Genomic DNA, 16,421 nt, shown 5'->3' on the forward strand with positions numbered 1-16,421 from the left:
ACCTCCTAATTTACGAATACCAAAAGTGAAATGATGACAATTTGCCAAATAAAAAGAAATTAATTAATACAATCAAGAAAGAAGCGACATTCCATAAAGCCAGAGATTTCCCGGACATGCCCCTCACAATCCGCAAGTATAAATAAATACTATAAAACGCCAATAGCAAAAAAGAACCGATTACTTTCATATCATACCAGGGCATTTCAGGCACTTTTATAAATGCCCACTGCATGCCTAGAATAAGGCTTAACAAAAGCATCGGCACCCCCGCGACAACATGGAGATAAGAAAACTGTTCAAGACGCGGTAAATCTGCAATTCTGACAAGCCTCGTTCCCCACTTTTTCCTCTTCAGCAAATCATACTGTAGCAAATAAAGGACGGAAAAGACAAAGGACATAGAAAATGCCCCATACGATAAAATGGCCATTGTAATGTGGATCAGCAGCAGTTCAGAAATAAGCTGCTCACCCAATACATGCGACTCATATTGGTGCGGTGCGAATATATGGATGGCCATGACAATAAATCCAAGGATATTCGTAAAAAAAACAATAAAATCCATTTTAAGCAGATGGTTGATCCCGAGCGACAGACTGACGAGGATCCAGGCGTAAAAATAAAGGCCTTCCATAATCGTCAGGACTGGGAAGCGGCCGGTATTCACCATATAAAAAAGAAGGAATGCGGTTTGCAATATCCATACAAATGCAAGTAACCAGAAGGCAACGCGATTCGCCTTCCGGTTATGGTGGATAAAATCAAAGAAATATAACAGCACACTTAAAGCATAAATGATGACCGTCAATTCGTGCAGTCGCGCCATATGGATGTCAGACATAGACATTACCTCTCTTATGACTGAAAGGAAGCCTGCGGTGCATGAACCAACTTTTTCTTGGTTTCGGCTGCTTTCGTTTGTTGTTCCTCTTCGACAAGATCTTTAATATCAAAGATTGTCATAAACAAATCCAGTGCCTCTTCGGCATCAGGGCGCGCAGCCAGTTCTTTTGCCTGAAGGATCGGATCTTTTAGCAGCTGATTTATTATGCTTTTCGTATGCTTGTTCAATACCTTCTTATCCCGTTCGGAAAGGTGTGGAAGCTTTCGCTCAATGCTCGCCATTGTGACAGACTGAATCCCGCTCGCCTTTTCCCTGAGGGCGGAGATGACCGGAATGACTCCGAGCATGCCTAGCCATTGTTTAAAATCAACAATTTCCTTTTCAATCATCATCATGATAACCGCGGCGGCTTTTTTCCGCTCCTGAAGGTTTGCTTCCACAATTCCTTCAAGATCGTCGATATCATAAAGGAAAACATTGTCCAGTTCGGCAATGCCAGGATCCAAATCACGTGGAACAGCGATATCGACCATGAATAACGGTTTTCCTTTGCGTAGCTTTTCTACATGTTCCATCGTTTCCTTTGTTATGACAAAAGAATCTGAGCCGGTCGAGCTGATGACAATGTCCGCCTCAACAAGCGAGCATTGCAGTTCGGATAGCATTTTTGCCTTGCCGCCAAAACGGTCTGCAAGCTGCTCAGCCTTTTCATATGTCCGGTTGATGACGGTCACCCCGCCAACCCCATTTCCATGAAGGTTCTGGGCGGCAAGCTCACCCATTTTACCCGCGCCAAAAATGAGGACATTTTTATCTTCAAGTGATCCAAATATCTTTTTTGCAAGCTCAACAGCCGCATAGCTGACGGATACGGCATTAGCGCCGATTTCCGTTTCAGCATGGCCGCGTTTTGCAAGGGTAATCGCCTGTTTGAATAAATGGTTGAACACAGTTCCCGTCGTGCCCTCTTCCTGAGAAAGAAGGAAGCTTGAGCGGACTTGGCCAAGAATTTGTGTTTCACCAAGAATCATTGAATTTAATCCGCAGGCAACGTTTAACAAGTGCTCAACGGCGCCGTCTCCCTCGTAAATAAAGAGGAACGGGGAGAACTCCTTTTGTTCCAGGCCGAACCATTCAGCCAGAAATTCCTTCATGTAATAACGCCCTGTATGGACCTGGTCCACAACCGCATAGATTTCTGTCCTGTTGCACGTCGACAGGATGACATTCTCAAGAATGGCTTTTTTTCCATGAAGCGTCTTAGCAGCCTCCCGAAGATCGTCCTGCTTGAACGTAAGCCGCTCACGGATTTCAACTGGGGCGGTTTTGTAATTAAGTCCTACCACTAAAATATGCATATAGTAAATAACACCCCCAACGTAATCACGTAACTAACTACTCAGATTATATCACGGGCCAAATACGGGTTTGCCCCAAAAATGTGAACAGAAACCGAAACAATATGGTATTATTAAAAGCAGAAACGGCTTGATCAGGGACGACAGGCTTAAGACCCCGATCCCCTAGCCGTCGGAGCTAGACTATAAAAGCGCGGGGCCTGGTTAAGCCGGTGCGCATACGTTTATTAGAATGATTTTAAATTACTCATACATATGTACATTATCAAATAAACAGCGATAGTTCAAGAGAACCTTACTGGAAGCGGAGGGTTACGATGAAAAACAGACAGCTTTTTCCCGGAATTGTCCTGATTGGGTTCGGGGCTTATTTTTTTATGGAGAAATCGGAAATTGAACTGCTAGAGAAATTTTATACTTGGCCGACTCTGTTACTTATTGTCGGGATTGCTTTCCTCTGCCAGGGATATTTAACGAGGGAGCATGATGCCATCCTTCCTGGAACAATCCTGACAGGACTCGGGGGGCATTTTCACATCGCCGGAAATGTGCAATCCTGGCCACCGGATACCGGAACATTTATGGCCATCATTGCACTCGGCTTCCTGCTGCGGTATCAAAAAACGGGGAACGGGCTCTTCCACGGCCTGCTTTTCCTCGCAGTTGCTATTCTGCTCATCTTTACCGAGCAAGTCGATGCCTTGTTCGGCCAAACCGGAAGCAGCATGACGCTCGTGTGGAAATTTTGGCCCGCTATCCTCCTCGCAATCGGAGCGTGGCTAGTTTTTGCAAAGAGAAGATAGATTTAAAAAAAGCCTGGCGAACCGTTGATCCATCAACAAAGTTTGCCAGGCTTTTTCTATCTATATGTTTCATCATCTATCCATATATTCCTGGAATAATGCCCAAACCTTATCTTTTCCTTCACCTGTTTCAGAAGAGAAAACCACAATTGGGTCTTCGGGATCGACATCCAAGGTTTCCTTCGTCACCTTTAAATGCTTCTGCCACTTCCCCTTCGGAATTTTATCAGCTTTCGTCGCGATGACAATGGCCGGAATGCCATGGTGCTTCAGAAAATCGTACATCATCCGGTCATCCGCAGTCGGAGGATGACGTAAATCGGTAATCAGTACGGCAGCCTTCAACTGCTCACGCATCGTAAAATACGTTTCAATCATCCGGCCCCACGCCTCGCGCTCACTCTTCGAAACTTTCGCATATCCGTATCCAGGCACATCAACGAAATGGAGCAGTTCATTCACAAGGTAAAAATTCAATGTCTGTGTTTTACCCGGCTTTGATGAAGTGCGCGCAAGATTCCTCCTGTTTAGCAATTTGTTAATAAAAGAAGACTTGCCGACATTTGAACGCCCGGCCAGCGCAAACTCAGGCAAAGCCGCATCAGGATATTGATCCGGCTTCACCGCACTAATGACTATCTCTGCACTCTTTATTTTCATAAAGCTCCCCCATCCGACAGCGCGTGCTTCAGAACTTCATCGACATGGGAAACGAGGACGAATTTCAGTTCATTGCGAACACTTTCAGGAATATCATCAATATCTTTTTCGTTATCTTTCGGCAAAATCACTTTCGTGAGCCCCGCGCGATGTGCGCTTAATGTTTTTTCTTTCAACCCGCCAATTGGCAACACACGCCCGCGCAGCGTAATTTCTCCTGTCATGCCAACCTCGCGGCGAATCGGCTTGCCGCTCAAAGCAGAAACGAGGGCTGTCGCAATCGTTATACCCGCAGACGGTCCGTCCTTCGGCACAGCGCCTTCAGGAACGTGGATATGAATATCGTATTTTTCATGGAAATCCGTCTCAATACCAAGCTCTTCAGCTTTTGAGCGAATATAGCTGAATGCGGCCTGGGCGGATTCCTTCATAACATCCCCAAGCTTACCGGTTAGCACCAACTTCCCTTTACCAGGTGAGATGGAAACTTCGATTTGCAGTGTGTCACCGCCAACGGTTGTGTACGCGAGCCCTGTCGCAACACCGATTTGGTCCTCAAGCTCGGCCTGTCCATAGCGAAATTTCGGCTTCCCAAGGAAATCCTCCAGGTTTCTCTCGGTTACAACGACTTTTTTCTTTTCGCCGGCAACGATGATTTTAGCCGTTTTTCGGCAGATGGTCGCCATTTGACGTTCGAGGCTTCGGACGCCTGCTTCCCTTGTATAGTAGCGGACTGTCTTCAGGATCGCGTCTTCACGTACCTGCAAGGTTCCCTTTGAAAGGCCATTTTCTTTCACTTGTTTCGGCAGAAGGTGGTCTTTTGTAATATGGACCTTCTCAATTTCTGTATAGCCTGCAATCGTGATAATCTCCATCCGGTCACGCAGCGGTCCCGGAATGGTCGCCAGATTGTTGGCCGTCGCGATGAACATGACTTTTGAGAGATCATATGGCTCCTCAATATAGTGGTCACTAAAATTATGGTTTTGTTCAGGGTCGAGCACCTCGAGCATCGCCGAGGACGGGTCGCCGCGGAAATCGTTCGACATTTTATCAATTTCATCCAGCAGGAACACTGGATTAATCGTTCCCGCCTTTTTCATGCCCTGAATAATCCGGCCAGGCATCGCTCCGACATACGTTCTCCGGTGGCCGCGTATTTCCGATTCATCGCGGACGCCGCCAAGCGAAACACGGATAAAGTTTCTGTTCAAGGATCTGGCAATCGACCTGGCAAGGCTTGTTTTACCAACTCCGGGAGGTCCCGCAAGGCAAAGGATCGGCCCCTTCAAGGAATTGGTCAGCTTTTGAACAGCCAAATATTCTAGCACCCGTTCCTTTACTTTTTCAAGGCCGTAGTGATCCTCATTCAAAATCTTTTCGGCCCTGTCAATGTTGAGGTCATCATCGGTTCTTTTGTCCCACGGGAGAGAGACAAGCCAATCAATATAGTTGCGGATAACGGCGCTTTCGGCAGAACTTGATGGTACTTTTTCATATCGATCAAGCTCACGCAAAGCGGTTTCCATCACATTTTCAGGCATACCGGACATCTCAATTTTCTCTGTCAGTTCCGTAATTTCGCCTGTTTTTCCTTCTTTTTCGCCAAGTTCCTTCTGAATGGCCTTCATCTGCTCGCGCAGGTAATATTCCTTTTGTGTGCGCTCCATCGATCGTTTAACGCGCTGGCCAATTTTCTTCTCGAGGTTCAGGACTTCCTTTTCATTATGGATGATGTCGATGACCTTTGACATCCTGTCCTTTACATCAATCGTTTCAAGGATTTCCTGCTTGTCCTTTAGTTTCAGCGGAAGATGGGAAGAGATAATATCCGCCATTCTGCCCGGTTCTTCGATATCTGCAACTGAGGAATATGTTTCGGCAGAAATCTTTTTCGACATCTTTATGTATTGCTCAAAATAGTCCAGCATAGTCCTCATCAAGGCCTGGTCTTCGACATCCTTCGTTTCCTTGTCCTCAAAAAGCTCGATATTGACCGAAAAGTGGTCTTCCAAATCATGGAATGACAAAATGCGCGCCCGCTTTAGCCCTTCCACGAGGACACGGATTGTGCCGTTCGGAAGCTTCAGCATTTGTTTCACTTTAGTAAGAGTCCCAATGTTATACAAGTCTTCCTCATCGGGATCATCTATTGAGACATCTTTTTGGGTTGTTAAAAATATCAGGTGGTCATCGACCATTGCTTTTTCGAGTGCCTGGACAGATTTTTCCCTGCCCACATCCAAATGGAGAACCATTGTCGGATAAACCAGCAAACCCCGAAGTGGCAGGAGGGGGACGATTTTTTCACTCGTTTCCGGCATAACCCTTGCACCTCCAAAGTACTTTCAATTATCCCTTTTAAAGGATTTGTCTTTGTACAATTCTATCTTATTTAAGAAAGTGTGTCTAATATATCGAAATCATTACAAGCCAACAAAAAGCGGAAGCGCCTTGGGCAGCCCCGATATAGGAAGACTTGGTTTTGCGACAGCAAAGCCTTAGTCGCCCTTAATGCGAGCGAAGCGTAGCCAAGCTTAAGACGGGTCCCGCAGGATGGGCCTGCCCTCCGGAGGGAGTCGGCTTAAGACCTCGAGGGGCTAGGCGCTCCTCGAAAAAGCTAACGCTTTTTCTTCGTGCGTTGCTTATGCTTCCGAAGCTTCCCTTTGTGGAGCTGGATTACTATATCTTCATTTTAGTCCTCACTCTTAGTATCCATTGCCAGACAGCATGATATGCTTTGTTCGGCCAAAAAAAGAAACTCCGGCATTCCTTGCAACCGAAGTTTCACATGAGGGATGCTTCCCCGTAATCTTAAATCGATTCTTTATCCGAATGCTGATTCGCTGCTGTTATCACTTTGCCATTTCCTGCATCCGGAATAATATTGGCTATTCCTTTAAGCGGCCCTGTGCCTGTAGCTGTATCAGTCTTAAGCGCAATATCAATCACTTCGGTAAAATGACTGACCGGCACAATATTGATTCCGTCTATTTCTTTCAAAATCGACTGCATGTTTTCGGCAGGAACGATCACTGTGTCCGCACCCGCCATTTTGGCAGCTATGACTTTTGCAAAAATGCCGCCTATCGGCTTTACATTCCCGTGGATTGAAATTTCACCCGTCATGGCAACCTTGTTGTCAACCGGAACTTGATAGATTGCAGAGTAAATCCCCGACGCCATCGCGATACCAGCTGAAGGACCATCAATTGGGATTCCACCCGGGAAGTTGACATGAATATCGTACTCATCAGCCGGGACGCCCATCGTACGCAAAACGGTAATCACGTTTTCAATGGAACCACGTGCCATACTTTTTCGGCGAATGGACTTGCCTTGCCCTCCGATACTCTCTTCCTCAACAATACCGGTAATATTGATCGAGCCTTTTTCCTTTGTCGGGATGACAGTTACTTCTATTTCCAAAAGCGCTCCTGAATTCGGTCCGTACACTGCCAATCCATTCACAAGCCCGATACAAGGGAGGTCGTTAATTTTCCGTTCCATTCTTGGTGCGGCCTGGCTGGAATGGATTACCCACTCGATATCCGCATCCTTAATCGTCAATCGATCTTCTGTCATCGCAAGCCCGGCGGCAGTTTGGACCATATTGACTGCTTCACGGCCATTTCTGGCGTAATTCGAAAGGATGCCAAGTGCCGATTCCGGAATTGCCATGCCTACTTTATCAGCTGCTTTTTTGGCAACTGCACTAATTTCTTCCTGGGATAACTCCCTGAAAAACACTTCCATACAACGTGAACGGATAGCCGGGGGAATTTCATTCGGCGTCCTTGTCGTCGCTCCCACCAGCCTGAAATCCGCTGGTAGTCCATTCTTGAAAATATCATGGATATGGGTCGGGATTGAACTGTTTTCTTCATTATAATAGGCACTTTCAAGAAAAACCTTTCTGTCTTCGAGCACCTTTAGAAGCTTGTTCATCTGAATTGGGTGAAGTTCTCCGATTTCATCAATGAACAAAACGCCGCCGTGTGCATTTGTCACAGCGCCTTGTTTCGGCTGGGGAATGCCAGCCTGCCCCATCGCTCCAGCGCCCTGGTAAATCGGGTCATGGACAGAGCCAATCAGTGGATCAGCGATTCCCCTTTCATCAAAACGGGCAGTCGTTGCATCGAGCTCAACAAATACGGATGACTGCTTAAAAGGAGATTTCCCATTTTTCTTTGCCTCCTCGAGCACAAGTCTCGCTGCGGCCGTCTTTCCGACTCCCGGAGGACCGTAAATAATGACATGCTGTGGGTTGGGGCCGCACAGAGCTGCCTTTAGTGCCCTAATTCCATCCTTTTGGCCGACAATGTCATTAAAGGTAGCGGGCCTTACCTTTTCCGCGAGCGGTTCTGACAGTGAAACGGATCTCATTTTTCTCAGTTGTTCCATTTCCTTGCGTGATTCCTTATCAATTGAGACTTTTTGGGTTCGCTGATTCTTTAATAAGTTCCAAAAATACAACCCGATGATAATCCCAAAGAAGAGTTGTATAAAGAGAGCGATGCTTGTCCAACTCATCCTTTTCCCTCCCGAAAACGTAGTACTGATATAAAGATAGTATTTCCGTTGAAGGGAACCACTAAACAAAAAAAGCAAAGAATCCAGGAAAGGCAAAATTTGTTGTTATAATGAGCAGGTTTGTTGACTTCCGTTCCAGGCACTTCGCTTTCCGCGGGGCGGCCGTGGAGCCTCCTCGACGCTTTAGCGTCTGCGGGGTCTCCTCTTGCCACTAATCCCGCAGGACAAACCAGCTTCCTCGAATAATCCTGCACGAAGAAAATGCGATAGCATTTTCGATGAGTCTTCGTGCCTTCCTCTTCAGTCAACTCATAAGCAACAGCTTTCTAAATTTTCTAGGCAAAAAAACTGCCCAGCGGATTGCCGGACAGTTTTATCTTTACTTATTATGCTGAGTTGCGTTCTTCTTCAATGACTGTCCCGTCTTCAAGGATGAGCTTCGGGATGCTGTTTTCAGCCACAGTCTCACCAGTGATGATGCACTTCGTAATATCATCACGGGAAGGAAGGTCGAACATGACATCAAGCATGATTCCTTCAATGATAGAACGAAGGCCGCGGGCGCCGGTTTTGCGCTCAATCGCCTTTTTCGCAATTTCAGTCAGTGCGCCTTCTTCAAATTCAAGCTCTACATCATCAAGCTGAAGCATTTTTTTGGTATTGCTTTACCAATGCATTCTTCGGCTTTGTCAAAATTTCGATCAACGCGCCTTCATCAAGCTGCTCCAGGCTGGCGATAACCGGGAGTCGGCCAATGAATTCAGGGATTAACCCGAATTTTAGCAAGTCTTCAGGGAGCACTCTTGATAGTAGCTCTTTCTGGCTAACATCTTCCTGTTTTACATCGGACCCAAAGCCGATGACCTTCTGTCCAAGCCTGCGCTTGATGATCGGCTCGATTCCGTCAAATGCACCACCGCAGATGAACAGGATATTCGTTGTATCAATCTGGATGAACTCCTGATGAGGATGCTTACGACCGCCCTGTGGAGGAACGCTTGCGACTGTCCCTTCAAGGATTTTAAGGAGCGCCTGCTGGACGCCTTCACCAGAAACATCTCTTGTAATCGAAGGGTTCTCGGACTTACGGGCAATTTTATCAATTTCATCGATATAAATAATCCCTTTTTCCGCTTTTTCGACATCATAATCGGCAGCCTGAATCAATTTAAGAAGGATATTTTCAACATCCTCACCGACATAACCCGCTTCGGTAAGAGAGGTTGCATCAGCAATCGCAAATGGAACATTGAGAATACGAGCAAGCGTTTGGGCAAGGAGCGTTTTTCCGCTTCCTGTTGGTCCAATCATACAAATATTACTCTTGGAAAGCTCAACGTCGTCAATTTTGCTATTGGAGTTAATCCTTTTATAATGGTTGTACACCGCAACGGAGAGTGATCTCTTCGCTTTGTCCTGGCCGATTACATACTCATCAAGGATTTCGCAAATTTCTCTAGGTTTCGGTACATCTTTAAACTCGACTTCTTCCTCTGTACCAAGTTCCTCCTCAACAATTTCAGTACATAATTCGATACATTCGTCACATATATATACACCAGGCCCGGCAACAAGTTTCCTTACCTGATCCTGTGTTTTGCCACAGAAGGAGCACTTTAATTGCCCTTTTTCATCATTAAATTTGAACAAACCTTTCACCCCTTAAAGAACGGATTAGACTATTTAAACGCTGCATTTCCGGCAGGTTATTTAGGAAATAATCGGTTCATAACTTTATTCTAGATGCGCTATGTATTGCATTGTACCACATTTTCTATGTTTACTGGAAATAAAAACTCTTGCTGGCTCCTGCTTTGAACCCATTTTCTGCTTATGTAAGACTGACGTATTTCCAATACCCTAAACGGTGCACTCCTTAAAGCTTATCCAATTTTTCCGCTAATTAAGCCTGTTTTTAACCAATCACATGAAATTTCTATTTATGTATTTACTTACATTATAATATGTATCCATTTAAATGTATAAAACAAGGCACGATAAATCGTGCCTTGTTTGGCTTTTGTCCTTATTTCGCAACAGTTTTGCTGTTTTCAACAAGGAAGTCAACCGCTTTATTCTTCTCAATGTCAGATTTAAGTACGTCTGTTCCTCCAAGAGCGGTAACGATTTGCTCTTGAGTCATATTGTACATTTCTGCCATTTTCTCAAGTTCGGCATTGATATCCTCTTCAGTTACTTCGATATTCTCAGCATTCGCGATTGCTTCTAGGGTAAGGTTGACACGTACGCGCTTCTCAGCATCGGTCTTCATTTGCTCACGAAGGGCTTCTTCATCTTGTCCTGAGAATTGGAAGTATAGCTCAAGATTCATGCCCTGCATTTGAAGGCGCTGCTCAAATTCTTGCATCATACGGTCAGTTTCACTTTGAACCATGACGGATGGAATTTCAACTTCTGTCGTTTCAGCAGCTTTTTCTACAACCGTGTCGCGGACATGATGTTCTTTTTGGTGGTTTTTATCATGCTCAAGACGGGACTTTATTTTAGCCTTCAACTCATCTAGAGTTTCAACTTCCTCATCCACATCCTTTGCGAACTCATCATCAAGCTCAGGTAGTTCTTTTCCTTTAATTTCATGCACAGTCACCTTGAAAGTAGCTGGCTTGCCGGCAAGTTCCGCTGCATGGTACTCCTCAGGGAATGATACCTCTACATCCTTTGATTCACCAGCTGCAACACCTACTAGTTGCTCTTCAAAGCCTGGAATGAATGAATCTGAACCGAGTTCAAGCGAGTAGTTTTCAGATTCTCCGCCTTCGAATGCCTCGCCATCAACAAAGCCTTTGAAATCAATAACGACGGTGTCGCCATTTTCAGCAACGCCTTCTTCTTTGACGACCAACTCAGCATGGCGTTCTTGAAGAGCTTCGATTTCCTTATTGACGTCTTCATCAGAAACAGTTGTATCAAACTCTTCTACTTCAAGGCCTTTGTACTCGCCTAGCTTTACTTCAGGCTTAACTTCGACAGTTGCTTTGAATACAAAGCTGGAGCCTTTTTCGAATTTCTCAACATCGATTTCAGGGCGGTCGATTGGCTCGATGCCTGTTTCATCGATTGCATTTCCGTACGCTTCAGGAAGAAGGTAATCGATTGCATCCTGGTAAAGTGCTTCAACACCATACATTTTTTCGAAAATCGGACGTGGCATTTTCCCTTTACGGAAGCCAGGAGCGTTAACCTTTTTCACAACTTTTTTGAAGGCGAAATCAATTGCTTCGTTAACTTTTTCTTCGCCAACCTCTACTGTAAGAACCCCGCGGTTCCCTTCTAATTTTTCCCATGTAGCAGACATATTTGTTCCCTCCAACTATCTATTCTCCTATTTTATCAATGGTGGAATAGCCAATTTATGTAAAACATTAGACGTTTACATATTGCAACCACTACATTATAACACACGATAATGTTCTTTCAACACCGACGGCTAAATTATCGGATAAGAAATTTCCTCCACTTTTTCAATCCATTTTACTGCTTTTGCCATATCTCCCTCCTCTCCTTTATATATTTGACCGACACTTTCCATATCCGGCGAAGATCCAAGATAGGCTATAGCCGTATAATGGAAAGCAGCCGCCCAGGCAGCCGGACTGACCGGTTTTAGTTCAAACGGATAAACCGCAATGTAATGCCTGTGCACAAGGCTCAAGACACTTTCAAGCAACACCGGTTCACTTTGTTCAAGCTCTTCTTCAAGAAGACGTGCTATTTTTACCTCAATGGGAATCAGATGAAGCTCAGGCAGTTCATTAGGAATAAAATCTTGTTTGATACCGAATTTCATGACGGTCAGCGGCGTGTTGATTTGTTGCTCTTTACATACATTGAGAAGCATTGTTTTTAGAAACGGATGACCAGTATCCGCTCCGAGAAATCTCCTTATTTCCGGCAGCAGAGGGTCGATTGGCTGGGATGCAAGTTTCCCTGCAATGACCACCTGTTCCCTAAGGTCATTTAATTTGAAAAAATCAAGTTCTCCCGGCCGGATTTCTACAGCTTCTTTATATGCAGGATTGTCTTCATCTAATTGCTCCATGCTTTTATGCAGCGGTTCGTTCTCAGCCATTCTTTTGCAAAATTCAAGGATCGTTTGAAAATGTTCTGTTTTTTCTGGCGGAACTTCCCTTTCCTCAAAAAGAGCCTCAAGGACTTCGGTAATTTCCGAATATTCATGAAGCTGAATCAGGATGGTCAAATACATTTCCGTGAGCTGAAAATAATCCCCCGCTCCTGTCAAAAGCATTTCACGGCAAAGTTCTTTCGCCTTTCTAAGTGCGCCAGCTTCAAAATAGGCAAGGACAAGCGCTGCCATCACATCACTATTGGCAGGATCCAATTCGTAGGCCTGCTCGAGGAAATCGGCGGCTTCCCGGTAATTTTTTACCTGCAGCGCCTCAATCCCCTTTTCAGCCAGCCTGCGCTCCACATTCGGAAAAAGGATAATGTTTTCTTCGCCACTCTTTTTCATAGCTGTCATCCTTCGTTCGTAGTTGAAAAAAGTGTAGCACGGCGCTGTGTAAAATACAATTTAGAGGATGTTTTGGGCTGATACTCCCACGGCTATACCCGTGGGGTTCTGAATCCATTGCCTTCTTCCTGGCCGGCAGCCACTCCCATCCCACCCCTGGAGGAGTGGGCTTTCCCGTTCGGAGAGTCTGTAATTACTCATTTTAACAAAGAAAAAGAGCCGGCCACCTCTTAAAAGAGATGACCGGCTCTTGATAGCGTCCCAGGAGAGATTCGAACTCCCGACCGACGCCTTAGAAGGGCGTTGCTCTATCCAGCTGAGCTACTGGGACATAAAAAAATAAATACTGACACACTATGGTGTTCCTGAGGACATTTCTTATTATAGTAGGCAAGCAACGACTTGTCAACAATTATTTTTTGTTAAAAGAGGGAGCAGGCAAGCTGCCCCTCTTTTACTCACCTATCCGGAAAATTCTGTGCAATCCAGGAATCTCGCCGTCTTCCAAATCAAACACTCGTACCTCAACTTCACTGTCTCCGAGCCCTAGGATCACATAGGTCCGTTCCCTCCGTCCTCTTGGTTGCCGGATGCTGCCAGGATTAATGAATAGGATTCCTCCCGACAGTTCCGCCCCAAGAGAATGCGAGTGTCCGAAGCAGACGATTTTAGCACCGAGCTCTTCCGCCTTGTACTGGAGATTCATCAGAGTCGACTTAACCGAATGGCGATGTCCGTGAGTAACGAAGATTTTTTTGCCGGCGATTTCAATCAATTCATCATCGGGAAAACCTGGGTAAAAGTCGCAGTTCCCGCCAACAGGGACATAGCCATCCAATGCTGGATCCTCCCGCGGCAATTCCGAGTCGCCGCAATGGATGAATAAGCTTACTTCCGGATGCTTTTCCCTGATATCCTGAAGCGGCTGCGTCAGTCCGTGGCTGTCACTGACGACTAAAATCCGTTTCATAATCAAGCACCCGTCCCACGTTCATCAAGCAATGCTTCAAGGTTTTTCAGTGCATTGGCGCGGTGGCTGATGGCATTCTTTTCGTCTTTTTCCAGTTCCGCCATCGTCCGTCCCAATTCCGTCACATAGAACACTGGATCATAGCCGAATCCGTTCAAGCCTCGCCGCTCATCAATAATCATTCCTTGGCATGTGCCATGAACGGTAACAGTTTCCTTTCCGGGAACGGCCAACGCCAGAGCGCAATGGAATTTCGCTGTCCTTTTCTCTTCCGGCACGCCATGCAACTCCGCCAGCACCTTATCAATATTTGCTTCATCGTCCTTTGGCTCGCCTGCATAGCGCGCTGAATAAATGCCAGGCCGTCCTTCAAGCGCATCGACGGCTAGCCCAGAATCGTCGCCAATGACCGCCTTGCCAATTTGTCTAGATATCGTTTCTGCTTTTAGGATCGCATTTTCGGCAAATGTCGTTCCATTTTCCTCAACATCGGGGGCATCAGGAAAATCGAGAAGCGTCAGAACTTTTACTCCTCTTTTAGCAAAAATGGCCTCGAACTCTTTTGCCTTCCCCGGATTCTTAGTCGCAATTAGAACTTCTTTCATCGTATTCGCCTCCCTTTGGTTACTTCCTTCTATTGGCCTCTATTTTACCTGAAATTGTTTCTCCAAGCGCGTTTTTTTGCTTCTCGAAAAGTTCAATCAGTCCAGCCTCTGCCGCCTCAAGCATTTGGGCGAGCTGGCTCCGTGAAAATGTCGACTCTTCCCCTGTTCCCTGCAGTTCGACAAATTCGCCGTTTCCGGTCATGACGACATTCATATCAACTGCGGCACTTGAATCTTCGACATAATTCAGGTCTAGGACTGCTTGTCCAGTTCCTAGGATGCCGACACTTGTGGCAGCAAGGAAGTCTGTGATCGGAAAGCGAGTCAATGACTTCTTTTCAACAAGCCCGTTCAGTGCAATCGCCATGGCCACAAAAGCCCCCGTTATGGATGCGGTCCTCGTGCCGCCATCAGCTTGGATCACATCGCAGTCGATCCATACCGTCCGCTCGCCAATTGCTTCAAGGTCAACAACCGCGCGTAGGGCACGACCAATTAATCTTTGGATTTCCATCGTCCTGCCTGAAACCTTACCTTTGGAGGATTCGCGGATGTTTCGTTGATCAGTTGCCCGCGGCAGCATGGAATACTCGGCCGTAACCCACCCTTTGCCTTCCCCTCTCATAAAAGGCGGAACCCTGTCCTCAATGCTGGCTGCACAAATGACCTTCGTGTCCCCCACAGAAATGAGCACTGACCCTTCAGGATGTTTCAAATAATTTGTTTCAATATGTATTGGCCTTAACTGCAGCGGTTCCCTGCCATCAAAACGCATTTTACTTCCTCCTTTTAATCCGATAATTTTTTAGTAATAGGCTATGTAAAAAACTGTTAATTTAACTACGTTGATTGAAACGGAGGGGACCGACTCCGGCGGGATGTAGCGGCAAAGTGGAGACCCCACAGGCGCTTTGAGCACCGAGGAGGCCCCACTGACACCCCGCGGAAAGCGTGTGCCCGAAGTGGAAATCAACAGCCAACTTAACAGAGCCAAGCAATAAAGAAGAGGCGGCCGTAATCGCCTGCCTCTCTCACTCATTATATAGTATAACAAAATTTAGTTTTTTAAAAACTGCCGGTATTAACTTTTTGCGGGCGGGTGACCGGCTCGGTCAGCTTCTTGCCGTCCTCCTTGACAAGCTCTGCTTTGCCATTGACTTGAATGGACACTTTATCAATTCCTTCTTGTTCGGTCAGAGTAAGGACAAGTGCATCAAGAAGGTGCTGGGAAATAACTTTTTCCTCCTCTTTGAAACTTCCGTAAACAGCTTCATTAAAATTAAGGGTTGCCGTTCCGTTTTCCACTTTTGGCTTGTCAACAAGCTTGACCTTGTTCATAAAGTCGCTATCCAAGAGGGCAGAGGATGGGCCTTTTGCAAGCTCCATGACGGCCGCCTCGATATTCGTTTCGATCGTATTGCTCACCCTGCGTGTGACTGGCACATAATAGTAGGCGCCCTCTTTGCCGCCAATATAGTAAACTGTGACAGGCCTTGTATTCATGATATCCGTTACATTGGATGAATCCATGTTGATTCCTGATGTCCTGGAGAGGTTTTCACTGATTGGTGTTCCATTGACCGGCATTTCGGTCAGTTCATGTCCGTTCATTTTTAATTTCACTTTTTTGATGGAGTCGAACTGAGTCAATGTCCACGTTACTGCATCTAGAATCCGCTGTTCATCCTCAGGCTGGTAATTTTTGAATTCCTTCGAAAAGTTTACAATAGCCATCCCGTCTTTTTTGACATCAACCGAAACATCGGTATCAGCCGGGAGGACGGCCCGAAAACCGTTCGGAAGCATTTCTGACACAGGTCCATTTTCCACTAGGTGCTCCAACGCCTGTTTGGCAACTGCGGCTTTTTTCGGAAGGCTGAGTGTTTGTGAGACTACATAGCCGTCTTTATCAATCAGATAGAGTTCGGTTTTCACCGTTCCTTCCGTTTCTGTCGCTTCTTTATCCTGAATGGAATTTGCTAGGCCGCTGTCCTTCGTATACGCAGTACTTTTTGGCGGGTCGATTTTTTTTACCGTTTCTGTTCCGAACAACCCGCATCCCGAAAGCAGTAAAGCCGATACAAGAATGGCGGATCCGAGCACTCCTTTTTTATTTGTGGACATGAAAATCCCTCCTGAGACAGTTTGTACTA

General features: G+C 45.9%; 12 protein-coding genes, 1 tRNA gene and 1 pseudogene. 1 reads left to right on the forward strand and 13 read right to left on the reverse strand.

Annotated elements, in window-relative coordinates:
* Positions 1 to 10 precede the first annotated feature (10 nt).
* Together D1B31_RS10700 and hemA are read right to left on the reverse strand one after the other, a co-directional pair.
* Positions 11 to 844: a cytochrome C assembly family protein gene (locus D1B31_RS10700; RefSeq protein ID WP_118920777.1), complete on the reverse strand. Its 834-nt coding sequence runs from the start codon at positions 842 to 844 to the stop codon at positions 11 to 13.
* 14 nt (positions 845 to 858) lie between these two features.
* Positions 859 to 2,205 carry a glutamyl-tRNA reductase gene (gene hemA, locus D1B31_RS10705; RefSeq protein ID WP_118920778.1) on the reverse strand — a complete coding sequence of 449 codons (1,347 nt, stop codon included), beginning with the start codon at positions 2,203 to 2,205 and terminating at the stop codon, positions 859 to 861.
* 317 nt (positions 2,206 to 2,522) lie between these two features.
* On the opposite strand from hemA, the gene D1B31_RS10710 reads away from it, so the two are divergent.
* Positions 2,523 to 3,008 carry a LiaI-LiaF-like domain-containing protein gene (locus tag D1B31_RS10710; protein WP_118920779.1) on the forward strand — a complete coding sequence of 162 codons (486 nt, stop codon included), beginning with the start codon at positions 2,523 to 2,525 and terminating at the stop codon, positions 3,006 to 3,008.
* A gap of 72 nt (positions 3,009 to 3,080) precedes the next feature.
* Here the strand turns inward: D1B31_RS10710 and yihA are convergent, their stop codons facing one another.
* The 11 genes and pseudogenes from yihA to D1B31_RS10765 form a co-directional block, all read right to left on the reverse strand.
* Entirely contained in the window at positions 3,081 to 3,668 is a 588-nt protein-coding gene (yihA, locus tag D1B31_RS10715) for a ribosome biogenesis GTP-binding protein YihA/YsxC (RefSeq protein ID WP_118920780.1), read from the reverse strand.
* The gene (gene lon / locus D1B31_RS10720; RefSeq protein WP_118920781.1) at positions 3,665 to 5,992 is read right to left on the reverse strand and encodes an endopeptidase La; all 2,328 of its coding nucleotides are present in this window, start codon (positions 5,990 to 5,992) and stop codon (positions 3,665 to 3,667) included. Before lon ends, yihA begins: the two co-directional genes overlap by 4 nt.
* A 490-nt stretch (positions 5,993 to 6,482) precedes the next feature.
* A complete protein-coding gene (lonB, locus tag D1B31_RS10725; RefSeq protein WP_118920782.1) occupies positions 6,483 to 8,201 on the reverse strand; it encodes an ATP-dependent protease LonB in 1,719 nt (572 codons plus the stop codon).
* 386 nt (positions 8,202 to 8,587) lie between these two features.
* A pseudogene (clpX, locus tag D1B31_RS10730) lies at positions 8,588 to 9,851 on the reverse strand (ATP-dependent protease ATP-binding subunit ClpX).
* Between the two features lie 376 nt (positions 9,852 to 10,227).
* A complete protein-coding gene (gene tig, locus D1B31_RS10735) occupies positions 10,228 to 11,517 on the reverse strand; it encodes a trigger factor (protein WP_118920783.1) in 1,290 nt (429 codons plus the stop codon).
* A gap of 132 nt (positions 11,518 to 11,649) precedes the next feature.
* Positions 11,650 to 12,693, reverse strand: a complete 1,044-nt coding sequence (locus D1B31_RS10740; protein ID WP_158587519.1) for a tetratricopeptide repeat protein — start codon at positions 12,691 to 12,693, stop codon at positions 11,650 to 11,652.
* 257 nt (positions 12,694 to 12,950) lie between these two features.
* Positions 12,951 to 13,024 (reverse strand) — tRNA-Arg (locus tag D1B31_RS10745).
* Positions 13,025 to 13,147: 123 nt separating this feature from the next.
* Complete coding sequence (locus tag D1B31_RS10750; RefSeq protein ID WP_118920785.1) at positions 13,148 to 13,663, reverse strand: metallophosphoesterase; 516 nt, start codon at positions 13,661 to 13,663, stop codon at positions 13,148 to 13,150.
* A gap of 2 nt (positions 13,664 to 13,665) precedes the next feature.
* Positions 13,666 to 14,268: an XTP/dITP diphosphatase gene (locus D1B31_RS10755; RefSeq protein WP_118920786.1), complete on the reverse strand. Its 603-nt coding sequence runs from the start codon at positions 14,266 to 14,268 to the stop codon at positions 13,666 to 13,668.
* A gap of 19 nt (positions 14,269 to 14,287) precedes the next feature.
* On the reverse strand, positions 14,288 to 15,043 hold the full coding sequence (rph, locus tag D1B31_RS10760) for a ribonuclease PH (RefSeq protein ID WP_118920787.1): 756 nt from the start codon (positions 15,041 to 15,043) through the stop codon (positions 14,288 to 14,290).
* A gap of 290 nt (positions 15,044 to 15,333) precedes the next feature.
* Positions 15,334 to 16,392 (reverse strand): GerMN domain-containing protein, encoded by a 1,059-nt coding sequence (locus tag D1B31_RS10765; protein ID WP_118920788.1) that lies wholly within the window; start codon positions 16,390 to 16,392, stop codon positions 15,334 to 15,336.
* Positions 16,393 to 16,421: the final 29 nt, after the last annotated feature.

Source organism: Neobacillus notoginsengisoli, assembly GCF_003515685.1.
GTDB classification, from domain to species: domain Bacteria; phylum Bacillota; class Bacilli; order Bacillales; family Cytobacillaceae; genus Bacillus_D; species Bacillus_D notoginsengisoli.